The sequence below is a fragment of the Metabacillus crassostreae genome, from assembly GCF_016908395.1.
Lineage (GTDB): Bacteria > Bacillota > Bacilli > Bacillales > Bacillaceae > Metabacillus > Metabacillus crassostreae.
This window is the reverse complement of record NZ_JAFBDU010000013.1, coordinates 1-25,520: the sequence shown is the minus strand read 5'-3', so window position 1 is coordinate 25,520 and position 25,520 is coordinate 1. Positions and strand designations below refer to the sequence as shown.

Annotated in this window: 30 protein-coding genes, 1 rRNA gene and 1 pseudogene; 26 read left to right on the top strand and 6 right to left on the bottom strand. The window is 35.1% G+C overall.

Translation table 11 applies throughout. The annotated features are described in order from the left end of the window. Positions 1-10 precede the first annotated feature (10 nt). From rpsE to rpsI, 18 genes and pseudogenes are all read left to right on the top strand, one after another. Positions 11-511 (top strand): 30S ribosomal protein S5, encoded by a 501-nt coding sequence (rpsE, locus tag JOC75_RS22110; protein WP_204956136.1) that lies wholly within the window; start codon positions 11-13, stop codon positions 509-511. Between the two features lie 12 nt (positions 512-523). Further along, complete coding sequence (gene rpmD / locus JOC75_RS22105) at positions 524-706, top strand: 50S ribosomal protein L30 (RefSeq protein WP_146950525.1); 183 nt, start codon at positions 524-526, stop codon at positions 704-706. A gap of 31 nt (positions 707-737) precedes the next feature. After that, a complete protein-coding gene (gene rplO / locus JOC75_RS22100; RefSeq protein WP_146950526.1) occupies positions 738-1,178 on the top strand; it encodes a 50S ribosomal protein L15 in 441 nt (146 codons plus the stop codon). Further along, positions 1,178-2,470 (top strand): preprotein translocase subunit SecY, encoded by a 1,293-nt coding sequence (secY, locus tag JOC75_RS22095; RefSeq protein WP_204956135.1) that lies wholly within the window; start codon positions 1,178-1,180, stop codon positions 2,468-2,470. Before rplO ends, secY begins: the two co-directional genes overlap by 1 nt. A gap of 60 nt (positions 2,471-2,530) precedes the next feature. Continuing rightward, positions 2,531-3,184: an adenylate kinase gene (locus JOC75_RS22090; protein ID WP_204956134.1), complete on the top strand. Its 654-nt coding sequence runs from the start codon at positions 2,531-2,533 to the stop codon at positions 3,182-3,184. Next, the gene (map, locus tag JOC75_RS22085; protein ID WP_204956133.1) at positions 3,181-3,927 is read left to right on the top strand and encodes a type I methionyl aminopeptidase; all 747 of its coding nucleotides are present in this window, start codon (positions 3,181-3,183) and stop codon (positions 3,925-3,927) included. The genes JOC75_RS22090 and map overlap by 4 nt, the downstream gene beginning before the upstream one ends. A 305-nt stretch (positions 3,928-4,232) precedes the next feature. Then, positions 4,233-4,451 (top strand): translation initiation factor IF-1, encoded by a 219-nt coding sequence (infA, locus tag JOC75_RS22080; protein ID WP_010191517.1) that lies wholly within the window; start codon positions 4,233-4,235, stop codon positions 4,449-4,451. A 35-nt stretch (positions 4,452-4,486) separates the two neighbouring features. Continuing rightward, positions 4,487-4,600 (top strand): 50S ribosomal protein L36, encoded by a 114-nt coding sequence (gene rpmJ / locus JOC75_RS22075; RefSeq protein ID WP_003156543.1) that lies wholly within the window; start codon positions 4,487-4,489, stop codon positions 4,598-4,600. Positions 4,601-4,622: 22 nt separating this feature from the next. After that, positions 4,623-4,988, top strand: coding sequence for a 30S ribosomal protein S13 (gene rpsM / locus JOC75_RS22070; RefSeq protein ID WP_146950530.1), 366 nt, complete (start codon positions 4,623-4,625; stop codon positions 4,986-4,988). Between the two features lie 23 nt (positions 4,989-5,011). Then, entirely contained in the window at positions 5,012-5,401 is a 390-nt protein-coding gene (rpsK, locus tag JOC75_RS22065; protein ID WP_066330403.1) for a 30S ribosomal protein S11, read from the top strand. A gap of 215 nt (positions 5,402-5,616) precedes the next feature. Further along, a pseudogene (locus tag JOC75_RS22060) lies at positions 5,617-6,414 on the top strand (DNA-directed RNA polymerase subunit alpha); the annotation flags it as partial. 106 nt (positions 6,415-6,520) lie between these two features. Then, the gene (gene rplQ, locus JOC75_RS22055) at positions 6,521-6,916 is read left to right on the top strand and encodes a 50S ribosomal protein L17 (RefSeq protein ID WP_146950532.1); all 396 of its coding nucleotides are present in this window, start codon (positions 6,521-6,523) and stop codon (positions 6,914-6,916) included. Positions 6,917-7,438: 522 nt separating this feature from the next. Then, positions 7,439-8,278 carry an energy-coupling factor ABC transporter ATP-binding protein gene (locus JOC75_RS22050; protein WP_204956132.1) on the top strand — a complete coding sequence of 280 codons (840 nt, stop codon included), beginning with the start codon at positions 7,439-7,441 and terminating at the stop codon, positions 8,276-8,278. Continuing rightward, positions 8,254-9,120 carry an energy-coupling factor ABC transporter ATP-binding protein gene (locus JOC75_RS22045; protein WP_204956131.1) on the top strand — a complete coding sequence of 289 codons (867 nt, stop codon included), beginning with the start codon at positions 8,254-8,256 and terminating at the stop codon, positions 9,118-9,120. The genes JOC75_RS22050 and JOC75_RS22045 overlap by 25 nt, the downstream gene beginning before the upstream one ends. Then, positions 9,117-9,914: an energy-coupling factor transporter transmembrane component T family protein gene (locus JOC75_RS22040; protein ID WP_204956130.1), complete on the top strand. Its 798-nt coding sequence runs from the start codon at positions 9,117-9,119 to the stop codon at positions 9,912-9,914. The genes JOC75_RS22045 and JOC75_RS22040 overlap by 4 nt, the downstream gene beginning before the upstream one ends. A gap of 10 nt (positions 9,915-9,924) precedes the next feature. After that, a complete protein-coding gene (gene truA, locus JOC75_RS22035) occupies positions 9,925-10,665 on the top strand; it encodes a tRNA pseudouridine(38-40) synthase TruA (RefSeq protein WP_204956129.1) in 741 nt (246 codons plus the stop codon). A 151-nt stretch (positions 10,666-10,816) separates the two neighbouring features. Further along, positions 10,817-11,254: a 50S ribosomal protein L13 gene (gene rplM / locus JOC75_RS22030; RefSeq protein ID WP_146950537.1), complete on the top strand. Its 438-nt coding sequence runs from the start codon at positions 10,817-10,819 to the stop codon at positions 11,252-11,254. Between the two features lie 20 nt (positions 11,255-11,274). After that, positions 11,275-11,667 (top strand): 30S ribosomal protein S9, encoded by a 393-nt coding sequence (rpsI, locus tag JOC75_RS22025; protein ID WP_146950538.1) that lies wholly within the window; start codon positions 11,275-11,277, stop codon positions 11,665-11,667. 178 nt (positions 11,668-11,845) lie between these two features. On the opposite strand, the gene JOC75_RS24525 is transcribed toward rpsI, so the two are convergent. Together JOC75_RS24525 and JOC75_RS22015 are read right to left on the bottom strand one after the other, a co-directional pair. Next, complete coding sequence (locus JOC75_RS24525; protein ID WP_420828048.1) at positions 11,846-11,932, bottom strand: hypothetical protein; 87 nt, start codon at positions 11,930-11,932, stop codon at positions 11,846-11,848. Positions 11,933-12,092: 160 nt separating this feature from the next. Next, the gene (locus JOC75_RS22015) at positions 12,093-13,925 is read right to left on the bottom strand and encodes an LTA synthase family protein (RefSeq protein ID WP_204956128.1); all 1,833 of its coding nucleotides are present in this window, start codon (positions 13,923-13,925) and stop codon (positions 12,093-12,095) included. Positions 13,926-14,521: 596 nt separating this feature from the next. Between JOC75_RS22015 and JOC75_RS22010 the strand changes: the two genes are divergently transcribed. After that, on the top strand, positions 14,522-16,042 hold the full coding sequence (locus JOC75_RS22010) for a glycine betaine uptake BCCT transporter (protein WP_204956127.1): 1,521 nt from the start codon (positions 14,522-14,524) through the stop codon (positions 16,040-16,042). 66 nt (positions 16,043-16,108) lie between these two features. On the opposite strand, the gene JOC75_RS22005 is transcribed toward JOC75_RS22010, so the two are convergent. Beyond that, on the bottom strand, positions 16,109-16,741 hold the full coding sequence (locus JOC75_RS22005) for a LysE family transporter (RefSeq protein ID WP_204956126.1): 633 nt from the start codon (positions 16,739-16,741) through the stop codon (positions 16,109-16,111). Between the two features lie 233 nt (positions 16,742-16,974). On the opposite strand from JOC75_RS22005, the gene asnA reads away from it, so the two are divergent. Next, positions 16,975-17,988, top strand: a complete 1,014-nt coding sequence (asnA, locus tag JOC75_RS22000; RefSeq protein ID WP_204956125.1) for an aspartate--ammonia ligase — start codon at positions 16,975-16,977, stop codon at positions 17,986-17,988. Between the two features lie 65 nt (positions 17,989-18,053). Here asnA and JOC75_RS21995 read toward each other — a convergent pair whose 3' ends face one another. Further along, positions 18,054-19,427, bottom strand: coding sequence for an amino acid permease (locus tag JOC75_RS21995; protein WP_204956124.1), 1,374 nt, complete (start codon positions 19,425-19,427; stop codon positions 18,054-18,056). A gap of 298 nt (positions 19,428-19,725) precedes the next feature. Between JOC75_RS21995 and JOC75_RS21990 the strand changes: the two genes are divergently transcribed. The 3 genes from JOC75_RS21990 (at position 19,726) to JOC75_RS21980 (ending at position 22,103) form a co-directional block, all read left to right on the top strand. Next, the gene (locus JOC75_RS21990) at positions 19,726-20,163 is read left to right on the top strand and encodes a DUF2521 family protein (RefSeq protein WP_204956123.1); all 438 of its coding nucleotides are present in this window, start codon (positions 19,726-19,728) and stop codon (positions 20,161-20,163) included. Between the two features lie 83 nt (positions 20,164-20,246). After that, the gene (gene cwlD, locus JOC75_RS21985; protein ID WP_204956122.1) at positions 20,247-20,960 is read left to right on the top strand and encodes an N-acetylmuramoyl-L-alanine amidase CwlD; all 714 of its coding nucleotides are present in this window, start codon (positions 20,247-20,249) and stop codon (positions 20,958-20,960) included. An 84-nt stretch (positions 20,961-21,044) separates the two neighbouring features. Continuing rightward, entirely contained in the window at positions 21,045-22,103 is a 1,059-nt protein-coding gene (locus tag JOC75_RS21980) for an Mrp/NBP35 family ATP-binding protein (protein ID WP_204956121.1), read from the top strand. 310 nt (positions 22,104-22,413) lie between these two features. On the opposite strand, the gene gerD is transcribed toward JOC75_RS21980, so the two are convergent. Further along, entirely contained in the window at positions 22,414-23,061 is a 648-nt protein-coding gene (gerD, locus tag JOC75_RS21975; RefSeq protein WP_204956120.1) for a spore germination lipoprotein GerD, read from the bottom strand. Positions 23,062-23,208: 147 nt separating this feature from the next. Between gerD and JOC75_RS21970 the strand changes: the two genes are divergently transcribed. Beyond that, positions 23,209-23,808 (top strand): KinB-signaling pathway activation protein, encoded by a 600-nt coding sequence (locus tag JOC75_RS21970; RefSeq protein ID WP_204956119.1) that lies wholly within the window; start codon positions 23,209-23,211, stop codon positions 23,806-23,808. A gap of 151 nt (positions 23,809-23,959) precedes the next feature. Here the strand turns inward: JOC75_RS21970 and pdaB are convergent, their stop codons facing one another. Continuing rightward, complete coding sequence (gene pdaB, locus JOC75_RS21965) at positions 23,960-24,724, bottom strand: polysaccharide deacetylase family sporulation protein PdaB (RefSeq protein WP_204956118.1); 765 nt, start codon at positions 24,722-24,724, stop codon at positions 23,960-23,962. A gap of 113 nt (positions 24,725-24,837) precedes the next feature. Between pdaB and JOC75_RS21960 the strand changes: the two genes are divergently transcribed. Both JOC75_RS21960 and JOC75_RS21955 read left to right on the top strand, forming a co-directional pair. Continuing rightward, positions 24,838-25,026, top strand: coding sequence for a hypothetical protein (locus JOC75_RS21960; RefSeq protein WP_204956117.1), 189 nt, complete (start codon positions 24,838-24,840; stop codon positions 25,024-25,026). 421 nt (positions 25,027-25,447) lie between these two features. Next, a 16S ribosomal RNA gene (locus JOC75_RS21955) occupies positions 25,448-25,520 on the top strand; the annotation flags it as partial.

Genomic DNA, 25,520 nt, shown 5'->3' with positions numbered 1-25,520 from the left:
GACATAAAGAATGCGTCGTATTGATCCAAACAAATTAGAGCTTGAAGAACGCGTAGTTACCGTTAACCGTGTTGCTAAAGTTGTTAAAGGTGGTCGTCGTTTCCGCTTTGCAGCACTTGTTGTTGTAGGTGATAAAAACGGTCATGTAGGCTTTGGTACTGGTAAAGCACAAGAAGTACCTGAAGCAATCCGTAAAGCTATTGAAGATGCTAAAAAGAACTTAATTGAAGTTCCTATGGTTGGTGCAACAATTCCTCACCAAGTTATCGGTCAATTTGGAGCAGGAAATATTCTTTTAAAACCAGCTTCTGAAGGTACTGGAGTTATCGCTGGAGGACCTGTTCGTGCGGTATTAGAATTAGCAGGTGTAGCAGATATCCTATCTAAATCTTTAGGTTCAAATACTCCAATAAATATGATCCGTGCTACGATTTCTGGATTAAGTGAACTTAAAAGTGCAGAAGATGTTGCTAAGTTACGTGGAAAAACGGTCGAAGAACTGTTAGGATAAGGAGGGAACAAGATGGCGAATAAGTTAGAAATTACCCTCACTCGCAGTGTGATTGGTCGTCCTGAAGATCAACGAGTTACTGTTAAAACACTTGGACTAAAAAAGTTACACCAAACTGTAGTTCAAGAAGATAATCCTGCGATTCGCGGTATGATTAATAAAGTTGCTCACTTAGTTACAGTTAAAGAACAATAAAAGAAACATCAATATATAAGGAGGTGTCCCGATGAAACTTCATGAGTTGAAACCTGCAGAAGGATCTCGTAAAACACGTAACCGTGTTGGTCGTGGTATTGGTTCTGGTAATGGTAAGACAGCTGGTAAAGGTCATAAAGGACAAAATGCTCGTTCTGGTGGTGGAGTTCGTCCTGGATTCGAAGGTGGTCAAACTCCTTTATTCCAACGCTTACCTAAACGTGGTTTTACGAACATTAACCGCAAGGACTTTGCAATTGTTAACCTTGAGACTCTTAATCGTTTTGAAGATGGTACTGAGGTTACTCCAGAACTTTTACTTGAAACAGGTGTTGTTAGCAATGTAAAATCTGGTGTGAAAATCCTAGGTAATGGTCAATTAGAGAGAAAACTTACTGTAAAAGCTAACAAGTTCTCTGCTTCTGCTAAAGAAGCAATTGAAACTGCTGGCGGTTCAGTTGAGGTGATCTAATGTTTAAAACAATCTCCAATTTTATGCGCGTGGGTGATATTAGAAGTAAGATCATATTCACCCTTTTAATGTTAATAGTATTTCGTATCGGTACTTTCATTCCTGTTCCTAATGTCAATGCTGACGTTTTAAAGGCTCAGGATGAACTAAATGTGTTCGGAATTCTAAATACTTTCGGTGGTGGAGCATTATATAACTTCTCAATTCTTGCGATGGGTATAATGCCTTACATTACAGCTTCGATCATCATTCAACTCTTGCAGATGGATGTTGTACCGAAGTTCACTGAATGGTCAAAACAAGGTGATGTTGGGCGTCGTAAGCTCGCTCAATTTACAAGATACTTTACAATAATATTAGGTTTTATCCAAGCGTTAGGTATGTCTTATGGGTTTAATACTCAATCAGGTGGAATGTTAATCGAGAATCCTGGTGTAGGAACATACTTGCTAATTGCGATTGTATTAACAGCTGGTACAGCATTTTTAATGTGGTTAGGAGAACAAATCACTTCTAAAGGTGTTGGAAATGGTATTTCTATTATCATCTTTGCTGGGATCGTTGCTAGTATTCCTTCAACTGTTAACCAAATTTATGCACAACAGTTTGAAGATGCTGGTGATCAATTGTTCTTACGTATCATAACAGTTGTCATTTTAGTATTGGCAATTTTAGCTGTTGTTGTCGGTGTTATATTTATTCAACAAGCACTTCGTAAAATTCCGATTCAATATGCAAAAGGTTCTGGAGGAAATAATATGGGTGGGGGTCACACGACTCATTTACCACTTAAGGTGAATCCAGCTGGTGTAATTCCTGTAATCTTTGCAGTATCTTTTATCATTACACCACCAACCATTGCAGCATTTTTCGGTCCTAACGATGTAACTGAATGGATATCTAAAACATTTGATTACACACAGCCTATTGGTATGGTAATCTATGTTGCATTAATTATTGCTTTCACATACTTCTATACATTTGTTCAAGTGAACCCTGAACAAATGGCAGAAAACTTGAAGAAACAAGGTGGCTATATTCCTGGTATTCGTCCAGGTAAGAGCACTCAAGAATATGTTACAAAGGTATTATATCGTTTAACTTTTGTTGGTTCTCTTTTCTTAGCAGCTATAGCTGTTCTTCCTGTTTTCTTTATTAAGTTTGCTGATCTTCCTCAATCTGCACAGATTGGTGGAACAAGTTTGCTAATTGTAGTAGGGGTTGCTCTTGAGACAATGAAACAGCTTGAAAGTCAGCTAGTGAAACGTCATTATAAAGGCTTTATAAAATAAAGAGGATGTGGGAGTCTCTTCCCATTCCTTCTATATATAGAGACTGAGGGGGGAATACAAATGAATCTAGTATTGATGGGCCTTCCTGGTGCTGGGAAAGGTACTCAGGCTGAACGTATTGTAGAGAAATACAACATCCCTCATATCTCAACAGGAGATATGTTTAGAGCTGCTATGAAAGAAGAAACAGAACTAGGTCTACAAGCTAAATCTTTTATTGATAAAGGTGAACTTGTACCTGATGAAGTTACCATTGGTATTGTTCGTGAGCGTTTGGGAAAGAATGATTGTCAAAAAGGTTTTCTTTTAGATGGTTTCCCTAGAACTGTTGCTCAAGCAGATGCGCTTGAAGCGATTCTAGCAGATCTTAACAGAAAGATAGATTACGTCATAAATATTGAAGTAAATAAAGATATTCTGATGGAGCGCTTAACTGGTCGTAGAATCTGTAAACAATGTGGTGCAACATATCATCTAGTATTTAATCCACCTGCTGTAGAAGGTAAGTGTGATAAATGTGGAGGAGAGTTATATCAACGTGCAGATGATAACGAAGAAACGGTTGCAAATCGTTTAGAAGTTAATCTTCAACAAACTCAACCTTTATTAGATTTTTATAACCAAAAAGGTTACTTGAAAAATATAAATGGTGAACAGGATATCAATAAAGTATTTATTGATGTAGATCAGTTACTTGGGGGATTAAATGCATGATCATTTGTAAGACTCAGCGCGAACTTGATATTATGCGAGAAGCTGGTCGGATAGTGGCATTAACTCATCAAGAGCTGAAAAAGCATATTAAACCAGGTATCACTACAAAGGAATTGGATGCAATTGCTGAAAACTTTATTCGTTCTCATGATGCAATCCCATCCTTTAAAGGGTATAATGGTTTTCGCGGAAGCATTTGTGCTTCTGTAAATGAAGAACTCGTTCATGGTATACCGGGAGATCGTGTATTAAATGAAGGAGATATTATCAGCATTGATATTGGTGCAAAATATAATGGGTATCATGGAGACTCAGCTTGGACATATGCAGTAGGTGAAATTTCAGATGGAGCTAAAAGACTTCTAGAAGTTACAGAAGAGTCTTTATATAAAGGTCTTAATGAAGCGAAACCTGGTGATAGACTTTCAAATATCTCTCATGCAATTCAAACTTATGTTGAAGAACATAATTTTTCAGTTGTTAGAGAATATGTTGGTCATGGTGTCGGGCAAGAGTTACATGAAGATCCTCAAATTCCTCATTATGGTCCACCTAATAAAGGTCCTAGGCTTAAGCCTGGTATGGTATTAGCGATTGAACCGATGGTTAATGCGGGGACTCGTTATGTTAAAACACTAGCAGATGATTGGACTGTTGTGACAGTTGATGGTAAAATGTGTGCTCACTTTGAACATACAATTGCTATTACTGAAACAGGCTATGAAATCTTAACAAAAGCCTAAATGAAGGTGACATTGCTTAAACGAACCGAATTTCGATTCCAGGTGTGTTACAGCTTGTGTCTAGCATATTATTGGGTTAGCTAAGAAGTATACGCCAGATTGATAAGGAATTCGTTAATAGCTGATGGAGAAAAGTAATATAAAGATCTCCAATTAGAAAGATGTTCATCATCAAGAATTCTTTTATAGCGTATCTCCGGAAGTTCAGAACAGTATAATGTAAGCAGGTCGTGTGACAATTAGGAATTTATCTCTTAAGTTTGTCTATGAGCAAGTTACTGATTTGATGAAGGGAGAACAGTTCAATGGCGAAAGACGATGTAATTGAAGTAGAAGGAACTGTTATTGAAACATTACCAAATGCAATGTTTAAAGTAGAACTAGAGAACGGTCATACAGTTTTAGCACATGTATCTGGAAAGATACGTATGCATTTCATCCGTATTTTACCTGGAGACAAAGTTACGGTAGAATTATCTCCATATGATTTAACTCGTGGCAGAATTACGTACCGTTTTAAATAATTAGCACTCCGTACTACTAAGGAGGTATTAAAATCATGAAGGTCAGACCATCTGTTAAACCAATTTGTGAAAAATGTAAAGTCATTCGCAGAAAAGGCAAAGTCATGGTTATATGTGAGAATCCTAAACATAAGCAAAAACAAGGTTAATCTATAAGGAGGTGCAAGCTTAATGGCTCGTATTGCAGGTGTTGATATTCCACGTGACAAACGTGTTGTCATTTCATTAACTTATATTTTCGGAATCGGACGCCCAACTGCTGAGAAAGTATTAGCAGAAGCTGGTGTTTCTGTAGATACACGTGTACGTGATCTAACTGAAGATGAGTTAGGAAAAATTCGTGAAGTAATTGATAAGCTTAAAGTTGAAGGTGACCTTCGTCGTGAAGTATCTTTAAATATTAAGCGTCTAATCGAGATTGGCTCTTTCCGTGGTATCCGTCACCGTCGTGGCTTACCAGTTCGCGGACAGAATACTAAAAACAATGCACGTACACGTAAAGGTCCACGTCGTACAGTAGCAAACAAGAAAAAATAATTAAAAAGGGAGGTTAGCCCACAATGGCACGTAAAACGAATACTCGTAAACGTCGTGTGAAAAAGAATATTGAGAGTGGTATCGCACATATTCGTTCAACTTTCAATAACACGATTGTTACTATTACTGATACTCATGGTAATGCAATTTCATGGTCAAGTGCTGGTGCATTAGGTTTCAGAGGTTCTCGTAAATCTACTCCATTCGCTGCACAAATGGCTGCTGAAACAGCTGCTAAAGCATCACAGGAACATGGCTTAAAAACATTAGAAGTTACAGTTAAGGGACCAGGTGCAGGACGTGAAGCAGCAATCCGTTCTTTACAAGCTGCAGGTCTAGAAGTAACTGCAATCAGAGATGTTACACCAGTTCCACATAATGGATGCCGTCCACCAAAACGTCGTCGTGTATAAATTTTCTGTATAGATTTTGTATCCCTGTCAATAATGGGTTATGATACAGTATATAAGTTCTAGCAGAATCACTTAGTTGTTGTGCACATTCGGGAACTTTTGAATGGGGAATTTCGGTTAGACTCTTAATCAAACTCTATGTCTAGCCGGGGTTTCGACGTTTTGAAGGAGGGTTTATAGATGATAGAAATTGAAAAACCAAAAATCGAAACGGTGGTGCCGCTGTAACATCAATCCAAATAGATGGCGTACTTCATGAGTTTTCAACGATCGAAGGTGTTGTTGAAGATGTTACTTCGATTATCTTAAACATTAAAAAGCTTGCTCTTAAAATCTATTCAGATGAAGAAAAGACGCTTGAAATTGATGTTCAAGGTGAAGGAAATGTAACTGCTTCAGATATTACTCATGATAGTGATGTAGAGATTCTTAATCCGAATCTTAAAATTGCTACACTTGCATCTGACGCTAGCTTTAGAATGAGACTTACAGCTAAGCGCGGACGTGGGTACACTCCAGCTGTTTCCAACAAAAGAGAAGACCAACCTATTGGTGTGATTCCAATTGATTCGATCTTCACTCCAGTTGCTCGAGTTTCTTACCAAGTTGAGAAAACTCGTGTAGGTCAAGTCGCTAACTATGATAAGTTAACGTTAGACGTTTGGACAGATGGTAGTACAGGGCCTAAAGAAGCAATCGCTCTTGGTTCAAAGATTCTGACTGAACACCTTAACATTTTTGTAGGGCTAACTGATGAAGCTCAAAATGCAGAAATAATGGTCGAGAAGGAAGAAGATCAAAAAGAAAAAGTTCTTGAGATGACGATTGAAGAATTAGACCTATCGGTTCGTTCTTACAACTGTTTAAAACGTGCTGGTATCAATACAGTACAAGAGCTTGCTCACAAAACAGAAGAAGATATGATGAAAGTTCGTAATTTAGGTCGTAAATCTCTTGAAGAAGTTAAGGCAAAATTAGAAGAACTAGGTTTAGGTCTTCGAAAAGACGACTGACGACTAGTTAGACATTAACTAGCGTTTTCGTATGTTATAATAGATAGATATGTTAAAATAGCATTATCTAAAAACATACATTATACAACGAAGGAGGGGACATCTCATGTCATACAGAAAATTAGGTCGTACAAGTGCTCAACGTAAAGCAATGCTTCGTGACTTAACGACTGATTTAATTATCAGTGAGCGCATTGAAACAACAGAAGCTCGTGCAAAAGAATTACGTTCAACTGTTGAAAAGATGATAACTTTAGGTAAGCGTGGAGATCTTCATGCTCGCCGTCAAGCAGCATCTTATGTGCGTAATGAAGTAGCTGAAGTTGTAGCTGTTACAACTGCAGAAGGTAAGGAAAAAGAAAAACCGAAATATGCTTTAGAAAAGCTTTTCAGTGATATCGCTCCACGTTACGAAGATCGCCAAGGCGGTTATACTCGTATCATGAAACTTGGACCTCGTCGCGGTGACGGTGCTCCAATGGTAATCATTGAGTTAGTTTAATATATACTTTTACAAGGGCGTGACAGTTGCAGAACTGGATCAATGCCCTTTTTTTATAGATTTAATTTCTATGTCACATCATGGTTTTAAACTTAGTATACTTTTAGGCAATTTATAGATAAATCTTATAAAGTACTGCTATTATTAGCCTTGTTGCTTAAGAGCTTGAAGTAATATGTTACTAGATCATGATGCGGTAAACTCCTATATAATAGAATCATTCTATTATCTTATTTATTCTTCTATAATAATGGCTGCTTTTATGAACTTTGTTGCTTTTAAGAATCTTTAGGAAACATCTTTAATGGTATCTTTTCTTCAATGATTAGGATCTTTAACTCAATAATTACTGTTTCTAGAAGTTTCTTAAGGTTAATTTGTAACAATCTTTCGGAAAATGGGCTTAAAAATTTCATTCGTAAACTACAGAGTAAATAGTGTGAAAAACTAGAAAAACGTGTAACAAAACCCATAAATCTATACAACGATAAGCATGGGTTTAGAGACGAGGAGAGACGAGCTGTGAAGGAAACAATCATTAATGTGGAGAATATAACCTTTCATTATGATCAAGAAGCTGATCCTGCATTAGATCAAGTATCAATTGAGGTTCATAAAGGTGAATGGCTAGCAATTGTTGGTCATAATGGATCTGGTAAATCCACATTAGCACGGATAATAAACGGTCTATATCTTCCCAATCAGGGATCTGTGCGTGTATGTGGGATAGAATTGTCATCAGAGTCAATCTGGGATATCAGAAAGCATGTTGGAATGGTATTTCAAAATCCTGATAATCAGTTTGTTGGTGCAACTGTTAGAGATGATGTCGCATTTGGTCTTGAGAATAATGGTATTGATCGAGATGAAATGATTAGAAGAATTGAATGGGCTACTAAAAAGGTTAAAATGGAGGAGTTCCTTGAACATGAACCACACCATCTTTCAGGTGGCCAAAAGCAGCGTGTGGCTATAGCTGGTGTTATCGCTGTTCAGCCTGATGTGATAATACTGGATGAGGCAACATCTATGTTAGATCCTGTTGGTAGGGCGGAGGTTATTCAAACTGTTCGTGAGCTTAATAAACAAGGTATTTTAACTGTCATCTCCATTACACATGATCTTGAGGAAGCTTCTAAAGCTGATAGAATGATTGTAATGAATGCTGGGAAAAAATTTGCTGAGGGTACTCCAGATGAGGTATTTCTGCTTGATCAGCAGCTAGTTGATATTGGTCTTGATCTTCCTTTTCCGTTCCTTTTAAGTAGAAAATTAAAAGAAGCTGGTGTTTCTTTACAAAATCATCATCTTACTGAGGAAGGGTTGGTGAATGAGCTATGGACATTACTCTCAAAAACGTAGAACATCGATATCAGGCTCGTTCTCCATTTGAAAGACTTGCTCTTTACGATGTGAATTTGGCAATTGAAACAGGTTCTTATGTATCTATTATTGGGCATACTGGTTCAGGTAAGTCTACAATTCTTCAGCATCTTAATGGGCTTTTGAAACCTACTAAAGGATCAATAGCTATTGGAGATCATCTGATTGAAGCTGGAAAGAAGAATAAGAACCTAAAGGAAGTAAGAAGGCTAGTAGGGATCGTTTTTCAATTTCCAGAGCACCAGCTGTTTGAAGAAACAGTTGAAAAGGATATTGCCTTTGGGCCCATGAATTTTGGTGTAAGTGAGAAGGATGCTATTTTAAAAGCAAGAAAATCATTAGAAATAGTTGGTTTACCAGAATCAGTGCTGAATAAGTCTCCTTTTGACTTAAGTGGGGGACAAATGAGAAGAGTTGCTATTGCTGGGGTATTAGCAATGGGTCCCAACGTACTTGTCTTAGACGAGCCTACAGCAGGTCTTGATCCTAGAGGTAGAAAAGAAATGATGGAACTTTTTTTTCGATTACGTAAGGAGCAAAACTTAACAATCATTCTTGTTACACATAGCATGGAAGACGCTGCAAGATATTCTGATGAAATATTCGTTATGCATAAAGGTACTGTTGAAATGAAAGGAACTCCGAGAGAGATATTTAACCAGGCAGAGAAACTATCATCATTAGGCCTTGATTTACCTGAAACAATTAAGCTACAAAAAAAATTGGTAGAGAAGGGTATTACGTTTAATGAAATTCCTCTAACCTTAGAAGAGACTGTATTACAAATTACATCTCTTATAAAAGGGGTGGATTCTCAATGATGGATAGTATCATTATTGGTAAATATGTTCCTGGTCAATCTCTTATTCATAGAATGGATGCACGAGCAAAATTATTATTAATATTTGCATTTGTTTTCATTGTATTTTTTGCGAATAACTTGTTCACATATTTGATACTGGGGATTTTCACAATAACCATTGTTGCATTAACTAAATTGCCTATCCGATTTTTAGTTAAAGGTCTTAAGCCTGTTCTTTGGATTATCCTTTTTACATTTGTTTTGCATCTATTTGTTACAAAAGAGGGAGAGCTATTATTTCAACTAGGTTTTATCTCAATCTATGAAGAAGGACTTAAGCAGGGGATATTTATTTCATTGCGCTTTCTCTATTTAATTTTAATGACAACTATTTTAACGTTGACGACAACACCAATTGAAATTACAGACGGTATGGAAAGCTTGCTAGGTCCCCTTAAAAAGATTGGGTTACCAGTTCATGAACTAGCTTTAATGATGTCAATATCTTTAAGGTTTATTCCTACACTTATGGAGGAAACTGATAAAATATTGAAAGCACAAATGGCTAGAGGTGTAGACTTTACTAGTGGCCCTATAAAGGACCGTTTTAAGGCAGTTGTTCCTTTACTAGTTCCACTATTCATTAGTGCTTTTAAGCGCGCAGAAGAGCTTGCAACAGCTATGGAGGCACGAGGATATAAAGGTGGAGAAGGAAGAACAAAGCTTAGACAGTTACAATGGACAGGTTTAGATACTATTATGATGATCATGTTAGTAGCATTAGGGATAGTCTTACTATATTTACGAACATAGGAGCAAGTCGATGAAAGTGAAGTGCACTGTATCTTACGATGGTTCACAATTTTATGGATATCAAGTTCAACCAAATAAACGAACGGTACAAAGTGAAATAGAAGATGCCTTAACAAAGCTTCATAAAGGTGAAAAAATAAAAATATTTGCTTCAGGTAGAACTGATGCAGGTGTTCATGCAGTGGGACAGGTTTTTCATTTTGAAACTAAATTACGTATACCTGAAGATAGATGGCCATTTGCATTAAATAGCTTATTACCAGAGGATATTGTGATTAAGTCGGCTGCTTATGTAGCCCCTGAATTTCATGCTCGATTTGATGTTGTTAAAAAGGAATATCGTTATATAATTAATCAAGATAAAATTCAGGATGTTTTTAAAAGAAAATATTGTTTTCATTATCCTTATGAATTAGATTTGCAATCTATCAAAAAAGCCTGTGACCTTTTATCAGGTACACACGATTTTACAAGCTTTTGTGTGGCAAAAACCGAGGTAGAGGATAAGGTTAGAACGTTATATTCTATTGAAGTAATCAAGGAAGATACTAATATTATTTTTCGTTTTATTGGAAATGGATTTTTGTATAATATGGTAAGAATTTTAGTAGGAACTTTATTAGAAATTGGACAAGGAATTAAATCTGTTGAAGATATTCCCGCTATTTTCAAGGGACGGGATAGGCGATTAAGTGGGAAAACAGTGCCAGGACATGGATTATATTTATGGAAAGTTTACTATGACAACTAAACCAGGTGTAACATGTTCTTGACATTCGCTTATTTAAAGTATATCATATCTAATGGTATGTATTTCAACCCCACGAATAAGCCCCGGAAACTTATCGTGTTATGAAATAGAATAGGAACCATCTTATATTATTTATTTAGGAGGAAAACACATGCGTACAACGTTTATGGCTAACGCTGCTACTATCGAACGTAAATGGTACGTAGTTGATGCTGAAGGCAAGACTTTAGGTCGTCTTTCAAGTGAAATTGCATCAATTCTACGTGGCAAACATAAACCAACTTTCACACCTCATGTTGACACTGGTGATCATGTGATCATTATCAATGCTGAGAAAATCGAATTAACAGGTAAAAAATTAACTGATAAAATTTACTACCGTCACAGCCAATTCCCTGGTGGATTGAAATCTAGAACTGCATTGGAAATGCGTACGAACTACCCTGAAAAAATGCTTGAATTAGCAATTAAAGGGATGCTTCCAAAAGGTTCATTAGGTCGTCAAATCGGTAAAAAATTATATGTATATGCTGGTAGTGAACATCCACACCAAGCTCAACAACCTGAAGTTTACGAACTTCGCGGATAATTAAAAAGGAGGTTATTAATTTGGCACAAGTTCAATATTACGGTACTGGCCGTCGTAAGAGCTCAGTAGCACGTGTACGCTTAGTTCCTGGCGAAGGTCGTATTGTTGTAAATAGTCGTGAAATTAAAGACTATATCCCATCAGAAGCTTTAATCGAAGATATTAAACAACCATTAAACATAACTGAAACTACAGGAAGCTACGATGTTCTTGTAAATGTTTCAGGTGGTGGATATGCTGGTCAAGCTGGTGCTATCCGTCATGGTATTTCTCGTGCTTTATTAGAAGCAGATCCAGAATACCGTGCATCACTTAAAAGTGCTGGTATGTTAACTCGTGACGCTCGTATGAAAGAACGTAAAAAATACGGTCTTAAAGGCGCACGTAAAGCACCTCAGTTCTCAAAACGTTAATACAAAAGATTTTCAAGGCTCTCAGGCTTTTGGCTTGGGGGTCTTTTTTGTATTCGCAAAGTCCTTTTGATCACGGAGTTTTTTTTGACCGCATACACCCTGAAAAAACATAGCTCAATGTACTTCTGAAATTTGTCCGCTGTCAGCACTAATGGGCTTCATAATGTTAATGACGAATTTAACTCATAAAAATGATTGTGTCTGTAACATGTATATAAATGTTCATTGTTATTTTAGTATCTGAGTGTCCTTCACGCTCCTGTATTTCTTTAATTCTTGCACCTGCTTCAAAAGTAGGGAAGCAGGTGGTATGTCTTATCCTTGATTAGTAGTTTGATGAAGTTTGTGAGTGAGTATAAATCCATAAAGAACCATTATATCTTGTCTAGTCTCCATGGATTTAAACAAGCATCAACAGTTCCATTTCACCTTTCTAACGAATAAAAATAAGAATCTGAAGCGTCTAATAACTTTAGCAAACGCTGATATTCATCATTAGAAAAAGACGTAGCCGGGTGCACTTCAAGTGTATCTAAATCAATAAAGGTTCCATCTTCAAACGATTTCCCTGGCATATACAAATAGTCCTCATTATAATACGTACCTGTTGGCGTATAATAACGGGTTCCTACTAGATTCGAGGATGAATTGATTAAATCGCTACCAAACAAAGGCATTGACTGCACGTTGACATCGATACCAAGAAGATTTAACAGAGTTGGCATGATATCAATTTGACCACCTGTATTTTGATAGACATTGGAAGCTGAAAGAGAAGGAACATGCAAGATAAATGGAACTTTATACTTATCAATAAGAGAATGATACTCTCGACCAAGTAGCTCTTTCATTAATTGGTGGTCTCGTTTTGTTTCAGGGTTTAACCCGAGATGATCGCCGTACACGGCTATTAGAGTTGAATCATATAACCCTTTCTCTTTCAATTTATTTAATAATTGTCCAAAAGCATAGTCTGTATAACTAGTTGCTTCCAAATACTTACCAACCATCGTTCCATCAAAACGTGCTGGTAGTTTAATGATATGTTTGTATTTTTCCTTAGGTAATGTAAATGGGTGATGGCTCGACATGGCCACAAGATGAGCATAAAATAAATCACCTTTAGCATGAATGTCCGCTAACTCTTCTACTGATTTTCTAAATAGGATTTCATCTGAAGAACCAAATTGAATGAAATCTTCATCTTTAAAAAACGATTTGTCATAATACTGATCAAAGCCTAAAGCAGGATAGAGATCGTCACGGTTCCAAAAAGCAAGGTCGTTCGTATGAAAGGTTGTAGTCGTATAATCTAAATCGTTTAAAAGTCTAGGTAAAGATGGAACTTCTTTCGAAGAAACGAGTTCAGAAATAGGCCGATCTCCAACTGGGTAAATTGATGTGTTTGCTATGAACTCAGCATCTGACGTATTTCCTTTGCCGATCTGCTGATAGAAGTGATCAAATGATAGACTTTCTGCTAAAAATTCATTTAAATGAGGTGTCACTTCCTGACCATCAACTATTAATCCGATTGGAAATTGTTGAAACGCTTCAAGTTGAACCACGATCACATTCATTCCTTTTGCCACACCAAAAAAATCTTTGCTTTCTTCTTCTATGCCTTCTATACCTAAGTTTTTAAGAACTGCAGGATCAAATGCTGGATGACCTACAACAGATACATAGTTATCGTAGCAAAAAGTAACCATTTGATAATGAAAAACCCCTAAAGATTTTGCTCGTTCATACTCATTAACAATGGATTTATTTAAAAAGATATTAAATAAGGAAGAAATGATGCAAATTGTGAGTACCCACATTTTAGTCGGTAAAATGTCCTTCTTAATTAAGTGTGTAGATGTTTTTTGCCGGGTGAAATAGAAGAACAGAGAAAAGATTAGAACATCAGTATAAAAAATCATGTAAGTCCATGAAAATAACTCATATATAGAATCCGAGACAGCTATTAGCTGGTTTATTTGAAGAATTGAAACAAATGTTAAAATAGATTGATAATAATCATAATACATAATGGTAGCAAGGATAGAAGTAGTTAATATAAAATTAAGGATCAGATACATACATCGTTTTAGTTTCTTAAAAAGAAGAGAAACGAGTACTAAAATAACTGTATACGTACACGCATCATATAGTAGAGTTAACACGTTCCATTCATTAAATAATGAGACATTCATAATGGTGCTTTTTATTAATAAACTTAAGAGCGTTATCATGAAAAAGAAGGATCTAACCATTGCCACACCTCGTAAATTGTACTTAATTACAATGTACCATTAATAAAAATTAAATCTATATGTAAATATAAAATACACTAAAAAGACCTTTGAAAGACATTTCTCAAAAGTCATTAAAAGACGCTAACATCTAATGATATATTATCCACACCTTTATTTAATGAAAGGCTCTTTCTGTAAGATTGTTGGATTTTTATCTAAATATACAAAAAGAATATTGTTTTATAGCAACAAAGTTTGCGAAAACAACCTAATGCAAAAATACCCCTATAAAATAAGCTTATCACCAATGGTTTTATCCTCAGTTACTTTATATTTATGAAAAATCCGGTCTTAAAGGAGCACGTAAAACATTTTAGTTCTCAAAATGTTAATTTTAAATTTAAGGACTACCAATCTTTATTTGCGGGTCCTTTTTAAAGTTCCAAATATAGTGTAATATAGATAGTCCTAATGTTTCTTAATATAACCTATTCATAGTTACTAATTTTTCACATAAAAGTATACTAAGTTTAATGAATGAATATATAGGGTAAATGTATTTATTAACTTTAGGTTATATTCATGTTCAAATTAGCAAGGAGAGGAGAAAGTTTATGAAGAAAATTTCTAGTGTTTTTTGGATAACTTTAGCGATTGTTTTAGCTTCTGTTATATTTGGTGTGTCAGCACCTGATAGTTTTGAAGAGATTACAGCAAATATACAATCATTTATTACTTCTACTTTCGGGTGGTATTATCTAACATTAGTAACGATTGTCGTGATATTTTGTATATTTCTTATCTTTAGTCCGATTGGGACAATTAAATTAGGTAAAGCAGATGAAGAGCCTGAATATTCAAAAGGTACATGGTTTGCTATGCTCTTTAGTGCTGGTATGGGTATTGGTCTTGTGTTTTGGGGAGCTGCTGAGCCATTATCACATTTTATGAGTCCTCCTTTATCAGAAGGTGGAACTTCGGTAGCCTTTAAAGAATCTATGAGGTATACATTTTTTCATTGGGGTATTCATGCATGGGGAATATACGCAATTGTAGCTTTAGCTTTAGCTTATTATAAGTTTCGTAAAGATGAACCAGGTTTAATATCTGCTACGTTAAAACCTGTACTAGGCAAACGTATGGAAGGGCCACTTGGTACAGTAGTTGATGTATTAGCCGTTTTTGCTACAGTTATTGGTGTTGCCACAACTTTAGGTTTTGGAGCAGCACAAATAAATGGAGGATTATCTTATTTATTTGGGATACCTAATAATTTTACTGTTCAATTTATTATTATAGCAATCGTAACAATCTTATTTATGATTTCAGCTTGGTCAGGTTTAGGTAAAGGAATTAAATATTTAAGTAACACAAATATGGTTTTAGCCATAACTTTATTTATCATGATGTTTTTTATAGGCCCCACAATTCTTATTCTGAACATTTTTACCGATACAGTTGGAAGTTATATTCAAAATCTTGCTCAAATGAGTTTTAGAATTGCTCCTTTAAATGAAGAGCATCGTAACTGGATTAATGGTTGGACAATCTTTTATTGGGCTTGGTGGATTTCATGGTCACCATTTGTTGGGATCTTTATTGCTCGTGTATCAAGAGGACGTACGATTCGAGAGTTTTTAGTAGGAGTACTTTTATTTCCAGCTCTTGTCAGCTTTGTGTGGTTTGCCACATTTGGTACATCAGCAATTGAGATTCAAAAGGCAGAAATTATTGATTTAACAAAGTTTGCAACAGAAGAGGTTTTATTTGCCATCTTTAGCCAAATGCCAGCAGCAACTATTTTATCTATTATAGCGATAGCACTCATAAGTACATTTTTTATTACATCAGCAGACTCTGCAACTTTTGTATTAGGAATGCAAACAACGTACGGCTCGTTAACACCACCAAACTCAGTTAAATTAACATGGGGAATTGCTCAGTCGACTGTTGCGTTAATTTTATTATATAGTGGTGGATTACAGGCTCTACAAAATGCATTAATTATAGCAGCTTTTCCTTTTTCCTTTATCATTGTATTAATGATGATATCTCTTTATATATCGTTGAATAAAGAAAAGCGCGAACTTGGTTTATACTTTAAGCCGATTCCGAAAAAGAAGATAGAGAAATAAAGTTAAAGCTCTTAGCCAATAGGTTAAGAGCTTTTATATTAAATATGTATGTTAACTAGGCTATTATCATCCGAATAATGCTAGAATTCCTTGATAGGCAAAGTAACCACCAAAACCAAGTAAAGATAAGCCCGAAATAATCGAAATGACTTTAAGACTGCCATCATTAAGGTATTTTCTAAAGCCTGTTGTTAAAGCTGCAACAAATAGGTCCCATAATGTTAAACCAACAAAGATCATGCAACTATATACTAACAATTGGCTTGTACCATTCATTTGTGCTGTTTTTGCTAAAACAGATCCATATATTCCTAACCAAAAAAGAATGGATAGCGGACTGGTAATAGACATAATGAATCCTGTGAGGAAGCATTTTATGAGTGAATCCTTTTTCCTAGTAACAGTTAACTGGACCTTATTTGAACCTACTATACTTTCAATTCCTGAATAAATTAAAATGAATCCTCCAAAAAGCCATAAAAAGATTTGAACAATTGGAATTTCTAAAAAGTGAACCATTCCTAGATAAACAAATAGCATAAAAAATCCATCAGCAATCATCGAACCTGCCCCAACGATCCATGCATGCCAAAAGCCATTTTTAATTCCTTTATCTAAACGGACAGAATTAACAGGTCCTATTGGAGCAGCTAATGATAGACCAAGAAAGATATAACTTATTAAGATACTAACACTCAATAAAACCCACGCCCCTAACCATCGCTTTTTATAACTTGTACAATTATATGAACGTAGAATTTAACTATGACAAATAACCAATATTTGTGTTGATCTATTTGTAGTAGATGAAGTGTGCATGTTTTCCAGCTCGTTACTTGTAACATTTGGAATTTGTCTTACATAATGTGATTTTGGTCCTTTAAAAATAGAAATTGCAGGGCTTTTAATAAGAGAACATTTGGGAGGATAATATGACAAAATCAACGACGGTATATGCTGGTTACAAATCAACATTAGACATAATGAATACACAAATAGCAATCAACGAGGTAAAGGATTTTTTTGAATCTAAGTTATCTGAATTTTTAGACTTAACAAAGGTTTCTTCTCCATTAATTGTACCGAGCGGAAAAGGCATAAATGATAATCTAAATGGTGTAGAAAGAATGGTATCATTTACTGCATTAGATATTGAAGAACCAAGGATTGAAATTGTTCAATCTCTTGCAAAATGGAAAAGGATTGCACTACAGAAATTTGGATTTGTTACTGGAGAAGGACTTTATACAAATATGAATGCCATCAGAAGAGATGAGAAGCTCGATAATCTTCATTCAATATATGTAGATCAATGGGATTGGGAAAAAGTAATTAATAAAGAAGATCGAAACATCAATACATTAAAAAGTGAAGTAAGAAAGATCTATCAAGCAATTAAAGCAACAGAGTTACACATGTCAAAGTTCCATCCTGCCTTAGATGCTACCTTGCCAGAGGATATTTACTTTATTACAACACAAGAGCTTGAAGATCTTTATCCAGACATTAATCCAAAGCAACGAGAAGATGAGATTGCAAAGAAATATGGTGCTGTATTCATTATGGAAATAGGTGGAGTTTTACGATCTGGAGAAAAACATGATGGACGTTCACCTGATTATGATGATTGGAAACTTAATGGTGATATCGTTGTTTGGAATCCTACATTACAAAGAGCCTTTGAAATTTCCTCAATGGGGATTCGGGTAGATTCAGAAACTCTTCTCAAACAATTAAAGGTTTCAGATGCTGAGGAACGTGAAAACTTGTACTTTCATCAAAAGATCATCAACGGAATCCTCCCTCAAACCATAGGGGGTGGAATTGGTCAATCAAGATTATGTATGTTTTTATTGAAGAAGGTTCATATAGGGGAAGTGCAGGCATCTGTTTGGAATGAGGAAACCTTACTAGAGTGTGAAGAGAGAAATATTCAATTATTCTAATTCAAAACTTGAAAGAACCGCAATTAATATTAACTTGCGGTTCTTTGTTTAGGTGATTATCTTTTTTAATAATATCGAATTTTATTTTCAGGTTTTTTCCATTTCTTTTTCATAAACAAGCATATTGTTAAAATTATACCAACAAATAAGATGCTTACAAAAAAACCAGGTCGAACAGCCTTCTCGAATAATGTTCCTGTGATAGCGGCTACAATTAAAAGGAGACCAAGAATAGAGAAAGCTTTTTTCAAGAAGGATTGTTCTAATAAACGCATGGCAGAAATGATGATGAAAAACCAATTGTATAAAATTAGAATCCCAGCTGCTGTTGTGATATATTCGTATATTTTCCCAGGTAATAATAATGCTGTAATGATGGAAGCTAATAATCCAATTGCAGCGAGTGTTAAAGATGGCAATGGAAGCTCCTTAAACTTAAGCTTTTTAGAAAAAAACTTAGGAGCATCACCGTCTTCAGATAATGTAACTAACAGGTTAGTAACTCCGTATAAAGCTGCAGTCATTGTAGAAAAGCCTGCTATAATAATTGCCCCGTTAAACACATGAGGAAAAAAGGCAAGATTATATTCTGTTAAAGCCGTTACAAATGGACTCTCTTCTGCATGAAAAGCGTCTGTTGCTACCAAAGTGACAGCTAGTCCTAATGATAAGACATAAACAAAGGTTAATGCGATCAACATGACTTTCCCTGATTTAGGAGCATCTTCTTTTTTTTCAAGTTGCATCGCCATGATCCCTATTACTTCAATTCCTCCAAATGCATAAAAGGCGTAAATAAGTGAAGCCCAAAATCCCTTCCAGCCACCAGCGAATATTTCTCCTGCAGATTTAGGTAAACCAGTAGGATTTGTATCACCATCAATCCATCCAAATAAGGCTGCTATCGCTAAAATAATAAACATAAGAATTGCCGAAAATTTTATAACAGCAAACACATTTTCAAACTTATCAAAGCCTTTTGTTCCCGTTATAACCACAAGAATAGATAGGATTGCATAACCAGCTGCAAATACCCAAAGCGGTATATCCTTAAACCAGAACTGGGAAAGGATAGCTAGTGCGGTTAATTGACTTCCCATTATTAAGATATTTGAACACCAATAATTCCATCCAGAACTAAATTCTGCCCACTTACCGAAAGCCTGTCCAGCATAATAACAAAATGAACCATCTTGTGGATCCGCTGCAGTCATTTTAGCTAATACATTAAAAACAATATATGTTCCTAATGCAGCTAAAAGAAAGGAAAATACAATAGAAGGACCTGTCACACTTATTCCGATACTAGATCCTAGGAAGTATCCTGTTCCAATTGTACAACCAATCCCAATTAATGAAAGTTGCCACCATTTCATATTACCTGATGTGGATTTATTTTGTTTGTTGCTAGCTTTATTAGAGTTTGATGTCTTTTCCATAATTGCCTCCTATATTGTCTATAGGTATTCTTAGTTAATTTCAAAAAGATTATGTAATGAAAAAGTGTTGAATTCTCTAAATAATCATTTCGCGGGAAATGAATTATTTCTATAGATTTTGTACTTTGTAGCAGCCTATTCTCAGAGATCTTTACAGCCTAGCTCTTACAACTTTTATAGGAAAGGTCGTATTACTTTTACCTTCCAACAAAGTCACCTTCTTTAGATGAAATTGGAAAAGATTTTACGAATGATAAATTCGGACTGTTAAACAATACATTTAAGGGAGGACTTTGATATGAATGAAATTATTTCTTTAAAGCAGAAGAGGCACCAAAAAGAACTTAAGTATGAGAAGAGAATGCTTCGTGAGTTATCTTTAGCAGAAATCAAAGCTGAGATAGATACTTGCTTTGGTGGTTTTTCAAACATTATCAAAAAGCCTGTAATTGAAGATGGCTGTGTGGATTTTGCTATTGAATCCTTTTTGTTGGGTGCTAAGTACAGTAAGTTTGGTTATTTAGGGGAATCAATGAATCAAGTGAATAAAAGATGCCAGTTAGATGAAAGGCAGATTATCGATGAAATGTTTGATTACTTTCTTAATTTTGGGAAGATGAATGATCAAAATATTTCATTTGATGAAATCTATATTGCTTGTGAGTATTTTGTTCATAATTGGTGGAAGCAAGGTTATTTAAAGGGTGAAAAAAGATATAAGCTAAGATTACATTAAAGTAGATAGATGGAATACTTCTTTATCATATTCCTCCTCTTTGTCCCATATATTTTAAGAGAGGACGAGCAGGAGGGAATAAGATGAAGCAAAAAATCAAATGGTTTGGTTTTATTGGTGGTTTTATAGTATTACTTTTATTATTTCAATGGCAAATTACTGATAACCGTTCATGGGAATCCTGGAACCTACCTTTAAGTGGTAAAGTCATTTATATTGATCCGGGACATGGTGGACCTGATGGAGGAGCGGTAGGTAATAATACATTGGAAAAAGATATATCTTTAAGTATTTCTTTAGTATTAAGAGACTACTTACAAGAACAAGGTGCACTTGTATTATTAACTAGAGAAGAAGACGTAGATTTAGCTGATGAAGATACAAAAGGATATAGCCGAAGAAAAGCTGAGGATTTAAAAAACCGGGTGAATATTATCAATGATTCTAATGCTGATCTATTTTTATCCATACATTTAAATGCGATTCCGTCTGAAAAATGGAGCGGGGCTCAAACCTTTTATCATGGTAAGTTTGTTGAAAATGAAAATGTAGCAAAATATATACAGGATGAACTTCGTAGTAATTTAGAAAATACAGAGAGAGTTGCTAAACCAATTGACGGTATATACCTTCTTAGAAATATAGATAAACCAGGCGCTTTAGTTGAAGTAGGCTTTCTATCAAATCATGAAGAAGAAAGATTACTATCAACACAGGACTATCAAGATAAGATAGCAGCTTCAATCTATAATGGGGTTATGCGCTATTTTACAAATGAGAAAAATCCACCTGAATAAACTCCCAAACCAAACCTTTGTCTTTCTACCAATCGATTATTATATGTTATACTGATGAAAACGAATCCATAAAGGGTGGTTAACATGCTAAGAGAAGAAGAATTACGTAAAATTATCGGACAACTTCAAGATCCTTTTTTACATAAATCATTAGATGAGTTAAGTGCCATAGAAGAAGTGAAAATTAAAGAAGAAAAGGCACATGTTAGCCTTAAAATAGGTATTTCTAAATTAAATACAGCTGAGCAGCTTCAGCTTCAACAGAACATTGTAGCATTAGTGAAGGAAGCAGGAGCTGAATCTGTAGGTCTTCGCTTTCATGAGTTACCACAAAGTACAATCGCTGCATATCAAGATCCAGCAGAAGAGAAATCAGATTCCCTTTTATCACCAAACTCAAAAACAACATTCCTAGCAATAGCAAGTGGAAAAGGTGGAGTAGGTAAATCAACTGTTTCTGTTAATTTAGCTGTTTCATTAGCACGCTTAGGGAAAAAGGTCGGCCTTATCGATGCAGATATTTACGGCTTTAGTGTACCTGATATGATGGGCATTACAAAAAGACCTGTCGTTCGAGGAGAAAAAATCTTTCCTGTAGAAAGATTTGGAGTAAAGGTGATTTCTATGGGCTTTTTCGTAGAAGATAATGCACCTGTTATCTGGAGAGGACCAATGCTAGGGAAAATGTTAAATAATTTCTTTAATGAGGTTGAATGGGGTGAATTAGATTACCTTCTACTAGATTTACCACCAGGTACTGGTGATGTTGCATTAGATGTTCACTCTATGCTACCTGCATGTAAAGAAATCATTGTATCTACTCCACATCCAACTGCTGCATTTGTTGCTGCTAGAGCTGGGGCTATGGCTTTACAAACAGATCATGAAGTAGTTGGTGTTGTAGAGAATATGGCTTATTTCGAAAGTGCTAAAACTGGAGAAAAAGAATATGTATTTGGTCGAGGTGGAGGAGAAAAATTAGCTGAAGAGCTTAGAGTCCCTTTATTAGGTAAAATTCCACTTCAACAGCCTGATTGGAATGATGATGATTTTGCTCCTTCTGTTTATGCAGAAGACCATCCAATAGGTAAGATCTATCAAGAAATTGGTAAGCAGGTTTTAGGCATTATACCTGTTAAATAATAAAGTGACTTAATATTACTCTGGGACATAAGTATTAAAGTTAATGATAAACCCGAATTATTAGGTGATATTTCAATTAATCACTCGCCTAATAGTTCGGGTTTTTATTTGCAGTCTTCATTAGATTTTTTGATTTTGTAACTATTTTTAAAAACTAGTGGAAAGCGAGTGTCTGCAGCGCAATGGAACGAACTTGTTTCTTTCAGCTTAACTGATTTTAGATTTATTCGTCTTTTTGTATGACTGCTTTGATTATGGTTCAGCCTCTTTAAGTTCTTGGCTAAGGATAAGAAAACTTAAAAAGAGCAGTTTAACTACCGCCACCTTCACCACCTTGCTCTTGACCAGCTTCACTTTCTCCGCCACCACTTTCTTCTTCAGCTTGCTGACTGCCTCCGGCTTGTTGACCAGCTTCCTCTGCAGCTTTTAGAAGTGTTTCCTGAATTTTGGCTTTATAAAGAGGACTTGATAAGGTTTCCATAATAACATCCTGTAGATGCTTTCTAAATTCTTGACTCTTCACAGCAGTTATCATACTCTTTTCCATTTCAGGATCCTGGAAAAGATCTATTAACATTTTTTGGTAGTCTGGATCCTTCATTAAGTCTTTAATCACTTTTTCGTGCTCACCTTTAAGACTTGTTGCAAAGCTTTCAACAAACTTTGGATCTTCAAATACCTTTTGCCAAAACTTTGTACCCTTTTCAGATGTTAATGTTGTTTCAATGGTTTCTTTTACAATGCTTTGATCCATAATTAATACTTGCTTCATTTCTTCATCTTTCATAACCTCTTGTAGCGCTTTTTTACCATCATCTGTTTTTAATATATCAACGACCATCTTCTTTGTTTGTTCATAATCCATCTGACTGCCTGATTCTTCCCTTGGTGCACAGCCTGATGTGAAGATGCCTAGCAATAAAAGCGTGGAAATCATGAGGAGCGTGTATCTCTTCATGGTCATTTTTGCTCCTTTCAAATTACGTTTTATAGCTATATTTTTTAGTTAGATAAAAGAAATTATACGAGGAAAATGCTTCTCATATGGCTTTTTTACGAAAGGATTGGTAAAATCAAGTGTAGTAATGAGATGGAGGATATTGAAGTGAAAAGTCGAAATTGGGTGCGTTTCTTTTTAAGTACTTTACTTATAGGTGGAATTTCTTCAGGTATTATAGGTTTTGTCCTTAAATGGGCAGAATATAAAGACCTATTTATTAACTTTGAGATAATTGAAATCCTTTCAATTCTATTTTGGTTATTTGGAGTAGGATTAATATTTAGTGTGATAAGTCAGATGGGCTTTTTTGCATACTTAACTATACATAGATTTGGATTAGGAATTTTCCGTTCTGTGTTTTTATGGAATATCGCTCAAGTCGTTTTAATTCTATTTGTTCTATTTGATTTAGTTTATTTTCGTTTTCAATTATTTGCAAATGAAACAGAGACTTTACTCCCATATCTCGGTATAGCTCTTTATGTATTTTTAGTAGGTATAATTGTTGCCTTCTTTAAGCAGAAAGATACTAATAAAGAAGCATTTATTCCAGCTCTATTTTTTATGGTAGTAGTCACATCAATCGAATGGTTTCCAGCATTAAGGGTAAATGAAGAGAATTGGCTATTACTTATGTTAATACCTATTCAAATATGTAATGCATATCAGTTATTAATGCTGCCAAAATTCACAAATCCAAAATAATAGCAAAAGCACTGCTTATACGTATGAAATATATACGTATAAGCAGTGCTTTTTTATGGTTTCAATATTTGTTGCCTGTATTGGGGTGGAGCAAAATGGGTTTTTGTTTCAATACAAATCATGCGAGAATAATCTAAGAGTTACATAATATTTATTTGACTTCAGAAGATTTAGTTTTAGCATTTGAGATAATATCTCCTACAGTTACATTATTTAACCCCTTGCTCTTTATCTCCTTTAAGATAGAAGGTAGGGCTTTAACTGTTTGTTTTGCTGAGTCAGAAGCATGTAACAGGACAATATCTCCACCTTTAATAGAAGCTGTAGTGTTTTTAACGATCACATCTACACCAGGGTTCGTCCAGTCTTCTGAATCTATACTATAATGTACAACTGAATATCCTTGCTGCTGGGCTATAGTTAAGACTTCTTTATCAAAGCTCCCACTAGGTGGTCTTAATAAAGTGATATCTTTTAAGCCGAGTTTAGTAAAAGCCTCTTGCGCCATATTTAGATCTTTTCTGACTTCCTGTGGCTCAAGATCTCTATAATCTTTAAAGTTATAGCCCATACTACCAACTTGATGTCCGTCTTTTATAATACGTTTTACAACATCAGGATGTCTTTCAGCCCATGAAGCGGAAAGGAAAAATGTTGCATTATCTATCTTCTGACTTTTGAGAGTATCTAGGATTTCCTCGGCTTTAACATCACCCCAGCTTATATCAAAGGTTAAAGCTATATCCTTGTTGCCAGCATCACCTCTATAAATTGCTTTTGGTCCATCTGCTGTAGAAAAGACAGGATAATTTAAAACATTTTCAACATATAATATACCTGCTGTAAAAAATGCTGCTACCATGATTAAGGCAATTTGCTTAATCTTTTTAATATGGAAAACATGTATTTGATTCATAATGACCTCCTCGATCACATTTTCTCTTGAGACAAGTCTATGCTTTGTCCCTATTGAAAATGATTAGAAAACAAAAATATTAGAAAGAATGTAGAAAAAAGATGGAGGAAAACATGATTTACTTTATGTTTAAGGAAAAAGAACGAATGGAGCTAGAGAGCATCTTAATCAATGAATTGGAATATACAAATGCAATGATAGAAAAAGAAAGTCAAAAAGAAGTGGGGAATACCATAAAGGAAAGAGCATTAAAAGAGAGAACAAAGATTTTGATGGAGATATTATTTAAGATAGCAAAATGAATTTTAAGGGAAGATTACAAACTAGTGTTGATAGGGCAAACTTTGTAAGAAGGTAAGCGAGCTACCCTAAAGCACAATAAAGCTTAACTTAGCATATGTTTAATTGAATATGAATTTAGGTGAAATAATTTAAAGTAAGTTGTTGACTTATCATTTTCAAGGTGTTATATTGTAATTCGTCGCTTATAAGTCACTTATAAATGGATAGAGAATTCATTTAGATTGAAGGAAACTTTTTCTTTAATTGGGGTTGACGTGAGAAGGCGAATGTGTTAAATTAATAAAGTCGCTTCTGAGGGAAACGATGAATATATGATCTTTGAAAACTAAACAAAACCAAGCGTGCCAACGTTAATTTCGATTAACAAAAAAGTACTATATAGTAAAAAATGAAACAACTATGAGCAAGTCAAACACTACTTTATTGGAGAGTTTGATCCTGGCTCAGGACGAACGCTGGCGGCGTGCCTAATACATGCAAGTCGAGCGAATTG